Source organism: Limnohabitans sp. INBF003, assembly GCF_055396645.1.
In genome coordinates this window covers 847,541-860,175 of the sequence record NZ_AP029222.1, presented here as the reverse complement: position 1 = coordinate 860,175, position 12,635 = coordinate 847,541, and the positions used below count along the sequence as shown (strand labels likewise).

Sequence of the window (12,635 nt, the reverse complement as noted above, 5' to 3'; positions counted from 1 at the left end):
TCAATCAGAAAGTCATCACCGCTTGGACAACGCAACACCCAGCTGCTTGAAGTCATACTTCAACGCGGCATAGCGGAAAAAGCACTCGAGTGCGATGAAAAAGCAGAACAAGAAGCCTTCTGCGCCACACAAAAACCCACGGCGAAAAACGTAGAGTTTCAGAAAAATGGCAAATGCTGATGCAAACCCTCGCAGCACGCCGCCGGTTTTACCGACTTGCGCTCTTTTAGCTGCCCCGTGCTGTACATATTGAGCCAGCTTAAGCAAACTGCCATGCACCGTTTCGCGCGAATAGTGCAACAAGCGCTCACGAAATTTGATCACAGGTCGTGAGCCGTTGCGCATGATGGCCCCCTCGTGAACCACGCCGTCAAATTTTTCAACTGAGGTCGTTTTGAACAGTCGCTGCACCCCTGCAGTCGATTTCATGAGCGTGAGCGGGCGGCCATAGGCCACTTGATTCCACAGCACCTCCCAGATGGCATCGCGCTGGCTGGCCACTGCGGCACGAATTTCTTCGGCCAGCGCATCACCAATCACCTCATCGGCATCCAGAAAGAAAATATAGTCCGCTTTGACATGTTGCAGCAAACGTGTTCGCTGAACGGCAAAACCTTGCCAATCATCGTATCGATGCACCTCCGCACCCATTTCCTGAGCGATGTCTCGCGTGCCGTCCGTGCTACCACTGTCCACCACCACAATCTGATCTGCAAATTTGGCACTTTGGATGCATTGGGCGATCCGTCGCTCCTCATTCATCGTCAGAATGCCAATGCACAGGGTGGGTCGATCTACAGGCTTCATGATGCGTTCCATTCCAACAACCCGCGCCAGCGTCCCCACATGCGGGCCACCAACTTGGGTGAAAAGAGGATGACCCTCAACGGCAATGCCAGAGTGGTCGTCAAAATCAGTTGTCTTTGCAAACGTTTGGCCGCCTGCAAGGACTCGTGCTTGTTCAAAAAAATCAGCTTCGATTGTGCATGGTGATACCCGCGCAGGTATTCACTGCGCCAAGGTGATCGGCCGCGAACCGAGCCTCGCGAGCGATGGAGCACCTTCACTTGGGGGAACAGCACCATGGGTAATTTGGCCTGGAAAAGTCGCAAGCACAAATCATCGTCTTCGTAGTACAAAAAGAAACGCTCGTCGAAGAAGCCCACGGTGGTCATGCGTTCCATGCGCAACAACATGACGGCACCGCACACAAAGCCAACGCACAAAGGCCCTTCGGCAGCCGGACCACGGCTGGTCCAATAAGCTGAAGGCCAACGGTAATTGACTTCTGCCCTGTCTTCAGAGGCCATGAGTTGTGGCGCCAGAACCGCTGCATCCTTGAAATCATCGGCAGCAGCCAGCAATTCTTGCAAAGCTGGTGCCGTCATTTCGCAATCGGGGTTGAGGAGCAATGCAAAAGGCGTCTTGACCAGGGCAAGCGCCCGGTTGTTGGCGGCTCCGAACCCGAGATTGCGACCATGCGCCAACACCTTGGCCTGTGGCCAGAGCGTCTGTGCCTTGACCGCTGTGTCGTCATCGCTGCCATTGTCAGAGATCACCACATTCGGGCAAACAGACAACAGGGGCGCGAGCATCGGCAAACAATGCGCGCTGTTGTAGGTCACCACCACGATGGTGACCTGTGAAAAAGCCCCATGGTTCATGCACTGACCTCCTTCACACTCAATGACACCATCGACTGCAAGGCTGCGATGTGGTGAGCGACTGCACCTTGTCCTTTTCCCAACATCTTGACGGTGGCAGTCTGGGCCTGCTCAAGCCATTCCGAGTGGGTCAACGCAAAAGCCACATGGTCCAACGCGGCCTGCATGTCCTGTACCTGCAAAGCAGCACCTTGCTCGACAGCCAAGGCAGCCGCATCTGAAAAATTGAACGTATGCGGCCCCATGACCACCGGGCAGGCGCAAGCAGCCGCCTCAATCAGATTTTGGCCGCCCAAGGGGGCAAAACTGCCGCCCAGGAGCGCCATGCGGCTGACCAGGTAGTAAGTTTGCATTTCGCCCAGACTGTCGCCCAACACCACATCGGCATTGGCGATGCGAGCGGCATCCGGTTCATGGTCGCCCCAGGCGCTTCGGCGTTCACAACGCCAACCGGCTTGCTCTACCAAAGCATTCACCTCGTCAAAGCGCTGAGGGTGACGGGGCACCAAAAGCCACAAAACACCAAGCGACTTGAGTTGCGCCAAACGCGCAGGATGCGACTGCAAAGCCTGCAGCCACAAAGCCTCCTCGCCCTCCCGAGTACTGGCCAGCATCACCACAGGTCTGGCAGAAAGACGGCTTTGCCAGATTGATGCTTGGGTTCGGGCTTGCTCGGAAACAGCCACATCAAATTTCAGATTCCCCACGACACGCACGCCCTGGCAACCCAACCGCTGCAAACGCTGCGCATCGGGGGCAGATTGCGCCAACACCAGACTCAATCCACGGTAAGCGGGACCGGAAAGCGTGGGCCAGCGCCGCGCCTGACGACAAGATTTTTCACTCATGCGTGCATTGAGCAAACACAATGGCACGCCCGCGTGGCGGCATGCCTGCACTAGGTTGGGCCAGACTTCGGTTTCCATGAGCAAGCCGATGCGTGGCCTGAAGTGCATCAAAAATTGACGCGTGGCCTGTGCGGTATCCCAAGGCAACCACGCTTGCTCATCACCCACTTGCAGCAGAGCCCTGCCCTGCACCAACCCGGTCGCGGTGCTGTGTGTCAGCAAAAGACGCATGCCCGGAAAGGCATTGCGCAAAGCCGGTAAAAGCAGGGCTGCAGCACGGGTTTCACCCAAAGACACGGCGTGCAGCCAGACGAAGCCACCTTCAGGCAAGTCCCCTGCATAGCGCCCAAAGCGCTGCATGACATTCAATCCATACTCCGGCTCATGCTGCGCACGGCGATGGAGTTTGCGGCGAAGCAAGGGCTGCAAGGCCTGCATCAACACACCGTATGCGGCCAACACCAGACGCTCGACCCCACTCAACCCGGACGAAGTCCCTGTCATCAAACGGGGGCTTTCTCAAAGAGACCGCTGTAGACACGCCCAATGCCCTCGGCCTCTCGCGCCAGTGAAAAGTGATCTGTCACTCGTGCACGCGCAGCTTCGCCCATTTGGGCCGCATGCTGCGGATCGCGCATGACGGACAGCACGGCTTGAGCCAACCCATCGACATCATCGGTATCGACCATTTCGCCGGTTTCACCAGGTATGGCCAACTGGTCAAAAGCCCCTGTCCGTGAACAAACCAGCGCACAACCCGTTGCGGCCGCCTCAAACGGCGTCAGACCAAACGGTTCGTAGCGCGGGCAAGCCACGCAGAGCAAGCAACGCTGGTACCAACGGTGCACTTCGCCTGCAGGCACTTCGCCCAAAAAGACAATGCGTTCATGCAGGCCCGCTGCGTCAATCTGTCGCTGAAGGTCTTGTTGATAGGCCTGGTGCTGGGGTTGAGCCAGACCCGCGATGACGGCGGTGGCACCAGGCAACTGGGGCAAAGCCTGGATCATGGCCTGCACAAACACATCGCTGCCTTTGTCTGGCCGCACCCGGCCAAACACACCAATGCCGTACTGACCCGGAAGGCCCGAGTCGGCCCACGCTTTGAGTTTGTCTGGCGGCGGACTGAAACGAGACAGGTCAATGCCATGCGGCACCACTGCGGTGGTGTTGGGCACAAAACTGGCTGCCAAGGGCGTGGTGGAAATGACAGCGTCCATTTTGGAAATCAGCCAGCGCGGAAAGCGCCCGTGCAAATGCTGAGCCGCCGAAGTAAACACCAGCTTGATCGGCAAACGCAACACATCACGCGCAAAGATCGCCGCCATCATTTCCGGGTCACGCCGCACATGCCAAATCCGAAAAGGACGCCCTGCAGGGGGTTTGCGCGACAAGGCCATCGCCTGGCCCAGCGTCATGCCGTCAATGCCATTGGACATGCGTGTGCCACAGAACCCCAACCGCCACTGCCTGGCTTGCAAGGGCACGAGCGCGTTGATGGTGGCAGACACGCCTGTGTAGCGCTGCTTGAGGTTGAACACGATGACCTCAGGGTCAAGGCTCAACAAAGAATCGGGGGTGTTCATGGACGGTTTTTTCCTCGGCAGACCCACTCAATGCGCCGAAGCCTGAATCTGCGCATCGGGCTTGACCGAGCGCAACAGGGTCAGCATGTCAACCTCGATGCGGTGCAGTGCCGCTTCGGTCTGGCCTTCAAAGCGCAGCACCAGCACGGGCGTGGTGTTGGAAGCGCGGATCAAACCAAAACCATCGGGCCAGTCCACACGCAAACCGTCGATGTCCGACACTTTGGCTGGCGCACTGAAACTGCCACCTGCTTTGGTTTGAAGGGCTTGGGTCACACTGTGCGGCTCGCCTTCGGCGCAGGCCACATTCAGCTCAGGCGTGCTGAAGCTGCTGGGCAAGGCATTCAGCACGGCATTGGCATCGGGCGCCTTGCTCACGATTTCGAGCAAACGGCAACCCGCGTAGGTGCCATCGTCAAAACCATACCAACGCTCTTTGAAGAAGATATGGCCACTCATCTCGCCACCCAAGGGCGCCTGACCACCTGCGGCCTCAATGGCGCGCATCTGGGCTTTGATGAGTGAGTGCCCGGTTTTGTACATCAGTGGCTTGCCACCTGCCGCCTCAATGGCCGGGGCCAGGCGCTGCGAGCATTTCACGTCAAACAAGATGGTGCCGCCCGGCACGCGACTCAGCACGTCTTGTGCAAACAACTGCATCTGGCGATCGGGGTAGATGTTGTTGCCATCGGCCGTCACGATGCCCAGACGGTCGCCGTCACCGTCAAAGGCCAAGCCCAATTCAGCGCCCGTGGTTTTCAGGGCTTGGATCAGGTCCTGCAGGTTTTCGGGTTTGCTGGGGTCGGGGTGGTGGTTGGGGAATTCGCCATCCACCTCGCTGAACAGCTCGATCACCTCGCAGCCCAAGGCGCGGAAGATACCCGGGGCCGAGGCACCCGCGATGCCGTTGCCCGAATCGACCACGATTTTCATGGGGCGTGACAAGCGGATGTCGCCCACGATGCGCTGCGTGTAGTCGACCAGCACGTCCAGCTGTGTCACGCCGCCACCGGCCTGGAGTTGCCAGGTTTCGGTTTCCATCATCTGGCGCAGGGCCTGGATCTCGTCGCCATAAATGGCGCGGCCAGCCAGCACCATCTTGAAGCCGTTGTAATCCTTGGGGTTGTGGCTACCCGTCACCTGAATACCACTTTGGCAAACCGTGTTGGCCGCAAAGTAAAGCATGGGGGTGGTGGCCAGGCCGATGTCGATGACTTGCACGCCTACAGCCACCAAACCGCGCATCAAAGCGGCTGACAAGCTGGGGCCACTCAGACGGCCATCACGGCCAACGGCCACGCGGGTCTGGCCTTCAACAAGCGCCCGGGTACCAAATGCCTTACCCAAGCCTTCGGCCACGGCCTCGTTCAAGGTGGTCGGCACCACGCCGCGAATGTCATAGGCTTTGAAGATCGAAGAGGTGACTTGCATGGTGTCTGGGGCCCATCTGGGTGGCGGAAGTTGCAGCATGAATGCCGGGAGATAGACGCCCTGCATTGTAGGCGGCCCAGCCTCGCCAGAAAACCGCAAGCACAGGTCCGAAAACGACACAATCCGCCCGACCAGACCACCCTTTTTGTGGCTAACATGAGCCTCATGAACCGCCTCGCCCCTCCCTCTCCACAAGTCCCGCCTGTATCGGCACAAGACCTGGACAGGGATCGCTGCTACCAGGCCATGTCCGAAAGGGATGCCGCCTGGGACGGTATTTTTTTCACCGGCGTGACCTCCACCGGGATTTATTGCCGCCCGGTCTGCCGGGTGAAACTGCCGCGCGCCATCAATTGCCGATTTTTTGAAACACCGGCTCAAGCTGAGTCCCATGGGTTCAGGCCCTGTCTGCGCTGCCGCCCGGAGCTGGCCCCCGCGCGACGCTTTTGGTCCACCACCGATGCGCAGGCCGTGGTGGCTGAATTTGCAGCCCAGCAGCTGCAATTGGCCATCCAGCATGGCTGCAAACCACCGACCATGACCGCATTGGCGGCGCAGCTGGGCGTGAGCGACCGGCACCTGCGCCGCATGTTCACCCTGCATTGGCAGGTTTCGCCGGTGCAATATCTGCAAACACAACGTCTGCTGCGTGCCAAACAATGGTTGCACGACAGTCCGATGTCCATTACCCAGGTGGCAAAAGCCAGCGGTTTCGGATCGGCCCGGCGCATGTATGCGGCTTTTTCAAACCATTACCAACTCAGCCCCGCACAACTGCGCCCGCCCCGCACGCAGCGCCAGACCGGGTCTGAAAGCGACGGGCCACTGGCGCTGGTGCTGCACTATCGGCCCCCTTGCCAGATCGGTGCGCTGTGGCAGTTTTTCAAAGCCCGCTCCTTGGACAGCATGGAGTGCTGGAGCGGCGAAGGCCCCCAAGCCGAGTTGCGCCGAACCGTCCGCTGGCTGCATGGCCTGAGCGAGATCAGTGGCTGGCTGACGATACGCTGGGACGCCGAGCGCCCTTGGGTCCACCTTAGCGTCAGCCGGAACTTGCTGCCCGTACTGCCCGCGTTGGTGACACAGGTGCGGGACTGGCTGGACCTGGATGCCGAGCCAGACGCCATTGCGCAGGTGCTTGCGCCCGCATTTCCACACGCCATGGGCCAGCGTTTACCGGGATGCCTTGATGGTTTTGAGTTGGCCGTTCGCGCCATTTTGGGTCAGCAAATCACCGTCAAGGCCGCACGCACGCTGGGACAGCGATTGGTCAATGCGCTGGGCACCCCTTGCGAAACGCCCTGGCCTGAACTGAACCGGACCTTTCCCAGCCCGGCCTGCTTGGCACGCGATGAAAACGCCTCGCTCATGGGCAGCCTGGGGGTGGTGCGTCAACGGCAAAAAGCCATTCAGGCACTGGCTCGGGCGGTTGAATCGGGCGCAGTCCAGTTGCATGCTCATGCCCCACTGGAGTCCACTTTGCAGGCACTGATCGCCTTGCCCGGCATCGGCCCCTGGACGGCGCAATACATCGCCATGCGTGCATTGCGCTGGCGGGATGCATGGCCCGTGCAAGATGTTGCCCTGCAAACCGCGTTAGCCGTACGCCAACACCCCCGTCCCACGCAGGCATTAGAGCAACTCGGGCAGCAGTGGCGACCTTTTCGCAGCTATGCACTGATTGCAGCCTGGCAGAGCATGCCCACCCTTACCCAAGACATCCCCAAGACATCCCCAAAACATCCCCATGACAACCATCTGTACACAACGAATGGACAGCCCTTTGGGGCCCATGATTTTGGCCGCCTCGCCGCAAGGCCTGTGCGGCGCATGGTTTGAAGGCCAACGCCATGGCCCCAGCGAGGCCCGCATGCAAAGCTGGACGACCGTCACCACGCACAAGCTGTTGCAAGACGCCGCCCAACAACTGCACGCCTACTTTGCAGGCGAATTGACAGCGTTTGATGTGCCTCTTGACTTTTCGGCAGGCACGCCATTTCAACAATCGGTCTGGCAGGCCTTATTGACCGTGCCCGCGCACCAGACCCAAAGCTATGGCGGTCTGGCCAAACAACTGAACAACTCCAAGGCCGTCCGCGCCGTGGGCGCTGCCGTGGGGCGCAACCCGGTGAGTATCATCGTGCCTTGCCACCGCATCCTCGGTGCGAGTGGCCAACTCACCGGCTATGCAGGCGGACTGTGGCGCAAACAGGCGCTGCTGCAGCTTGAAGGCCACCCCATCGCCCTGCCGTCAACCGTTCCTCTCTTTCCTGAATGACCACTTCTCACGCCAAAGGCTGGCTGGCCGACTTCCTGATCCTGGCCGCCATCTGGGGCTCTTCTTTTTTGTTTATGCGCGTGGCGGCACTGGAACTGGGCGCTTTGCCCACTGCCGCCATTCGGGTGGCCATCGCCTCGGTTTTTCTGCTGCCCCTGATGCTGGCCAAAGGCCATTGGGCCGAACTGCGCCAACACTGGAAGCCCGTGCTGTTTGTGGGCGTGCTCAACAGCGGCATTCCGTTTGCCTTGTATTCGTTTGCAGTGATGCACATCACTACGGGTTTTTCATCCATCCTGAATGCCACGGTGCCTTTGTTCGGCGCAGTCGTCGCCTGGATTTGGCTGGGTGACAAGCCCAGCCTCTCGCGCACCGTGGGTCTGGCCATCGGCTTTGGTGGCGTGGTGCTGCTGGCCGGTGGGCAAGCGAGCTTCAAGCCCAACGCCTCAGGCATTGCCCCGGCCTGGGCGGTGCTGGCCTGCCTGGCGGCCACCACCTGCTATGCGCTGGCCGCGAGCTTCACCAAAAAACACATCCCCAGCTTGCCCCCGTTGGTCACCGCCACGGGCAGCCAGATAGGGGCCACCCTGGCTTTGGTGTTGCCTGCACTGTGGTTTCGCCCTGACCATTGGCCCAGCGCATCGGCTTGGTGGTCCTTGTTGGTGGTGGGGGTGCTGTGCACCGGTGTGGCCTACATCCTGTACTTCAAGTTGATCGAGAAGTCGGGGCCTGCCCGCGCCCTGACGGTCACCTTTTTGGTGCCGGTGTTTGCCATTGCTTATGGCGTGCTGTTTCTGGGCGAGAGCGTGACGGCCTGGATGCTGCTGTGCGGCTCGGTAATTTTGGCGGGCACCGCCTTGTCCAGCGGGCTGGTCAAGCTGCCGGGGCGTTGATGCGCTGGTGCATGTGCACCCGCTGCTCACGCTGGACAACATCGCGTGCCCGAAGCTGGCCACACCCGCCATCCACATCCTGCCCGGCGGACTGGCGCAATTTGGTCAGCACGCCGCGCTGGTGCAGGGTGCAGGCGATCTCTGCAGCGCGTTCCCAACTGGGCCGGGCGTAAGGCAAATCGGGCACCGCGTTGTAGGGGATCATGTTCATCAGCGCGTATTTGCCCTTCAGCAAACGCACGATGCCATCGATTTCTTCGTCGCTGTCGTTCACGCCCTCGATCAGCGTCCACTGGTACTGGATCGGGTAACCCGTAGCGCGGGCATAGACCTCGCCCGCCTCGACCAAATCCTGCGGGTCAAAGCGCGGGGCTCGGGGCAGCAGTTGCGCCCGCAGATCGGCCCGGGTGGTGTGCAGTGACAAGGCCAGCGCCGGTTTGACCCGGCCTTGCGGCAAGCGCTCAAACACCCGCGCATCGCCCACGGTGGAAAACACCAGATTCTTGTGCCCGATGTTGCCCACCGTACCCAGCAGGTCGATGGCCTCCATCACCGCATCCAGGTTGTGCGAAGGCTCGCCCATGCCCATGAACACGACTTTTTTGACCGGCCGGAGCGTGCGCGCCAGCGCCACCTGGGCCACGATTTCGGCGCTGCCGACCTGACGGATCAGGCCTTCGCGCCCGGTCATGCAAAACACGCAGCCCACGGCACAACCCACCTGGGATGAAACGCACAGGCCGTCACGCGGCAACAGCACGCTTTCCACCGTCTGGCCATCCTGCAGGCCGACCAGCAAACGGGCCGAGCCGTCTTGCCCCGGGTGCTGTTCGCGCAGCGTGGCCAGGCCGGTCAGCGTTTGGGTGAGCGTGGGCAGCGCCTCGCGCACCGCCGTGGGCATGAAGCTCTCCAGCGGTCTGCGCCCACTGTCTTGCGGCTTGGCCTGCACCCACAGGCGCAGCACGCGCTGTTCGTGGCGTTCATTGGCCCCCAAGGCGCGCAAATGGTCACGGATGTCCTGAACGCTGTGCATCGGCTCGAAACGGAGGGGGTTCAAAAGAAAGATTTCAGTAATGCGGCGGAATTTCGTCGCGGAGGTTGCGCAGTTCAGCGCCACCGCCAGACTCGGGCAGACGGTCTCGCATCTGGCGCAGTTCGCCAATCAGTGCGTCAATTTGCTGCTGCTGGCGGTACACCTGTGCATTGAGCTGGTCGAGCAGGTCTTCGGTAAAGCCTGCCTTGATTTCCAGGTCGATCAGGCGGTTTTCAATCGGGGTCGGAATGTCCATGGGCTGTATTGGACATGATTTTGGCAAGGACTTTTTGGCATCTTTTATAATTTGCCCATCGCCGAGTTACTTGAACTACTTGCAGGGCGATTCATAAAACCTGCTAAAGCGTTCGCCAGGCTCCGGGTTTTCAGGGTCGGCAACGCCGATCAACCACTGAAACAGGAGCCTTTTTCATGTCCAACGACTACCTCTTCACCTCGGAATCCGTCTCCGAAGGCCACCCCGACAAGGTCGCCGACCAGATTTCTGACGCGATCCTGGACGCGATCTTCGAGCAAGACCCGCTGTCACGCGTGGCCGCCGAAACTCTGACCAACACCGGTCTGGTCGTGCTGGCCGGCGAGATCACCACGCAGGCCAATGTGGACTACATCCAGGTCGCCCGCGACACCATCAAGCGCATCGGCTACGACAACACCGAATACGGCATCGACTACAAAGGCTGCGCCGTGCTGGTGGCCTACGACAAGCAGTCCAACGATATCGCCCAGGGCGTGGACCACGCGTCGGATGACTTTTTGAACATCGGCGCGGGTGACCAAGGCCTGATGTTCGGCTACGCCTGCAGCGAAACGCCCGAGCTGATGCCCGCCCCGATTTATTACGCCCACCGCTTGGTCGAGCGCCAGGCCCAGCTGCGCAAGGACGGCCGTCTGCCTTTCCTGCGCCCCGACGCCAAGAGTCAGGTGACCATGCGCTATGTGGATGGCAAGCCCCACAGCATCGACACCGTGGTGCTGTCCACCCAGCACAGCCCGGACCAGTCGGAAACTGCCACGAAAATGAAGGCCAGCTTCACCGAAGCCATCATCGAAGAAATCATCAAGCCGGTGCTGCCCAAAGAGTGGCTGCAAGACACGAAATACCTGATCAACCCCACCGGCCGTTTCGTCATCGGCGGCCCCCAGGGTGACTGCGGCCTCACTGGCCGCAAGATCATTGTGGACACCTACGGCGGCGCTTGCCCGCACGGCGGTGGCGCGTTCTCGGGCAAAGACCCTTCCAAGGTCGACCGCTCGGCCGCTTACGCCGCCCGCTATGTGGCCAAGAACATCGTGGCCGCCGGTCTGGCCACCCAGTGCCAGGTGCAGGTGGCTTATGCGATTGGCGTGGCACGCCCGATGAACATCACCGTCAACACGGCGGGCACCGGCGTGATCGGCGACGACAAGCTGTCGGCCTTGGTGGCCGAGCACTTTGACCTGCGCCCCAAAGGCATCATCCAGATGCTGGACTTGCTGCGCCCGATCTACAGCAAGACCGCCGCCTATGGCCACTTTGGCCGTGACGAGCCCGACTTCACCTGGGAGCGCACCGACCGTGCGGCCGCACTGAAGGCGGCTGCAGGTCTGTAAGCCCAAGCAAACGCCAAGCCCCCGACAGGGATGGGGCGCAAAGCACAAGGCGCTCAGCGTCCGTTGAGCGGCTTTTTTCATGCACCCTGATAAATGAACCCTGCTCAGGGCGCTTGGTTTGTGGTATCAGGTACAGACCAAAATCACCGCTTTTTTGACAATCCGGTCAAACCACTGCGACGCAATCCACCATGTTCAAAGACCGCCTTGATGCTGCCCGCCAATTAACGAAAGCACTGAAAAAGTACCAGGGCCAAAACCCCTTGGTGCTGGCGATTCCCCGAGGTGCCGTTCCCATGGGGGCGTGGATGGCGCAAGCCCTGCATGGGCAAATGGACGTGGTGCTGGTGCGAAAACTGCGCGCACCGTTTCAGCCCGAAGTGGCCATCGGCGCTGTGGACGAAACAGGGCTGGCGTACCTCTCGCCCTACGCTGCAACGCTGGGCATCGACCCGCAATATGTGAAAGATGAAATCAAGCTGCAGATGAAAACACTGAAGGCCCGACGCCGGCAATACAGCCAAATTCGGGCACCGATTCCAGTCCAGGGGCGTGTGGTCATTGTGGTGGACGATGGCCTCGCCACAGGGGCCACCATGATGTCGGCACTCAAAACCGTGCGCCAACACCACCCGCAGCATTTGGTCTGCGCCATTCCGGTGGCCAGCCCGGATGCCCTTTCCAAAATCAAACCCCTGGCCGACGAAACGGTGTGCCTGCATGCCCCCGAAGACTTCATGGCTGTCGCGCAGTTTTACCAACAGTTCCCACAGGTGGACGATGCAGAGGTGCTGGCGTCGTTACAAACGAAATTCACTGCGTAGGCGTTTGTCCAGCTCTGTCACGTTCAAGGACGTCAAATCCAGCACATGTTGGGCCACAAGGGTGTGTTGCACGGGCGCGTCCAGGTGTGACAACAACTCCCCCATGAAGGGGTTGGAGACGAACAAGGCCAAGGCGCTCATGCGGTGGTTCATCACCGCTTCATGAAAATACTTCGCCAGCGTTTTGGCAAACTCGCTGCGATGCAGTTGTTTGAGCTCTGCCCGGGGGGCCAGCCCCGCCCGGCCTGCCTCTGAATGCCCCAATGGCCCGCGCTCGGTCTCGCTGGCGGGCATGCGGCTTTCCGGATGAAGCCAATCGGTCAGCTCCACCAAGGGCTCGGTGAACGATGTGCGCTCAAAAACCCTCGCATGCGAAGCGTTGGCCACCAATATCCAATGTTTTTGAGCCATGCCTCAATCCTTTTTCAGTCTGAATGATGTTTTCATTTTTCGGGATGGGCACTCGGCGG

At 60.2% G+C, this 12,635-nt stretch carries 13 protein-coding genes; 5 read left to right on the top strand and 8 right to left on the bottom strand.

The window, feature by feature from the left end:
- Positions 1-15: 15 nt before the first annotated feature.
- From ACZ5VE_RS04125 to ACZ5VE_RS04105, 5 genes are read right to left on the bottom strand one after another with little or no spacing between them, the layout of a single operon-like run.
- Positions 16-807 carry a glycosyltransferase family 2 protein gene (locus ACZ5VE_RS04125; protein ID WP_464456782.1) on the bottom strand — a complete coding sequence of 264 codons (792 nt, stop codon included), beginning with the start codon at positions 805-807 and terminating at the stop codon, positions 16-18.
- Positions 804-1,664: a glycosyltransferase family 2 protein gene (locus tag ACZ5VE_RS04120; RefSeq protein WP_464456781.1), complete on the bottom strand. Its 861-nt coding sequence runs from the start codon at positions 1,662-1,664 to the stop codon at positions 804-806. The genes ACZ5VE_RS04125 and ACZ5VE_RS04120 overlap by 4 nt, the downstream gene beginning before the upstream one ends.
- Positions 1,661-3,016 carry a 3-deoxy-D-manno-octulosonic acid transferase gene (locus ACZ5VE_RS04115; RefSeq protein ID WP_464456780.1) on the bottom strand — a complete coding sequence of 452 codons (1,356 nt, stop codon included), beginning with the start codon at positions 3,014-3,016 and terminating at the stop codon, positions 1,661-1,663. The genes ACZ5VE_RS04120 and ACZ5VE_RS04115 overlap by 4 nt, the downstream gene beginning before the upstream one ends.
- Complete coding sequence (locus tag ACZ5VE_RS04110) at positions 3,016-4,095, bottom strand: glycosyltransferase family 4 protein (protein WP_464456779.1); 1,080 nt, start codon at positions 4,093-4,095, stop codon at positions 3,016-3,018. Before ACZ5VE_RS04110 ends, ACZ5VE_RS04115 begins: the two co-directional genes overlap by 1 nt.
- Before the next feature lie 27 nt (positions 4,096-4,122).
- Positions 4,123-5,526 (bottom strand): phosphomannomutase/phosphoglucomutase, encoded by a 1,404-nt coding sequence (locus tag ACZ5VE_RS04105; protein WP_464456778.1) that lies wholly within the window; start codon positions 5,524-5,526, stop codon positions 4,123-4,125.
- A 156-nt stretch (positions 5,527-5,682) separates the two neighbouring features.
- Between ACZ5VE_RS04105 and ACZ5VE_RS04100 the strand changes: the two genes are divergently transcribed.
- The 3 genes from ACZ5VE_RS04100 to ACZ5VE_RS04090 are packed head-to-tail and all read left to right on the top strand — an operon-like array spanning position 5,683 to position 8,694.
- Entirely contained in the window at positions 5,683-7,362 is a 1,680-nt protein-coding gene (locus ACZ5VE_RS04100; RefSeq protein ID WP_464456777.1) for an Ada metal-binding domain-containing protein, read from the top strand.
- A complete protein-coding gene (locus tag ACZ5VE_RS04095) occupies positions 7,316-7,801 on the top strand; it encodes a methylated-DNA--[protein]-cysteine S-methyltransferase (protein WP_464456776.1) in 486 nt (161 codons plus the stop codon). Before ACZ5VE_RS04100 ends, ACZ5VE_RS04095 begins: the two co-directional genes overlap by 47 nt.
- Entirely contained in the window at positions 7,798-8,694 is an 897-nt protein-coding gene (locus ACZ5VE_RS04090) for a DMT family transporter (protein ID WP_464456775.1), read from the top strand. Before ACZ5VE_RS04095 ends, ACZ5VE_RS04090 begins: the two co-directional genes overlap by 4 nt.
- Here ACZ5VE_RS04090 and ACZ5VE_RS04085 read toward each other — a convergent pair.
- Both ACZ5VE_RS04085 and ACZ5VE_RS04080 read right to left on the bottom strand, forming a co-directional pair.
- A complete protein-coding gene (locus ACZ5VE_RS04085) occupies positions 8,675-9,727 on the bottom strand; it encodes an RNA methyltransferase (protein WP_464457433.1) in 1,053 nt (350 codons plus the stop codon). The genes ACZ5VE_RS04090 and ACZ5VE_RS04085 overlap by 20 nt on opposite strands.
- A 34-nt stretch (positions 9,728-9,761) precedes the next feature.
- On the bottom strand, positions 9,762-9,983 hold the full coding sequence (locus ACZ5VE_RS04080; RefSeq protein WP_464456774.1) for a SlyX family protein: 222 nt from the start codon (positions 9,981-9,983) through the stop codon (positions 9,762-9,764).
- 176 nt (positions 9,984-10,159) lie between these two features.
- On the opposite strand from ACZ5VE_RS04080, the gene metK reads away from it, so the two are divergent.
- Together metK and ACZ5VE_RS04070 are read left to right on the top strand one after the other, a co-directional pair.
- Complete coding sequence (gene metK / locus ACZ5VE_RS04075) at positions 10,160-11,341, top strand: methionine adenosyltransferase (RefSeq protein WP_464456773.1); 1,182 nt, start codon at positions 10,160-10,162, stop codon at positions 11,339-11,341.
- A 191-nt stretch (positions 11,342-11,532) separates the two neighbouring features.
- Positions 11,533-12,165 (top strand): phosphoribosyltransferase, encoded by a 633-nt coding sequence (locus tag ACZ5VE_RS04070; protein ID WP_464456772.1) that lies wholly within the window; start codon positions 11,533-11,535, stop codon positions 12,163-12,165.
- Here the strand turns inward: ACZ5VE_RS04070 and ACZ5VE_RS04065 are convergent.
- Positions 12,142-12,576: a host attachment protein gene (locus tag ACZ5VE_RS04065; RefSeq protein WP_464456771.1), complete on the bottom strand. Its 435-nt coding sequence runs from the start codon at positions 12,574-12,576 to the stop codon at positions 12,142-12,144. The two genes, ACZ5VE_RS04070 and ACZ5VE_RS04065, sit on opposite strands and share 24 nt — an antisense overlap.
- Positions 12,577-12,635: the final 59 nt, after the last annotated feature.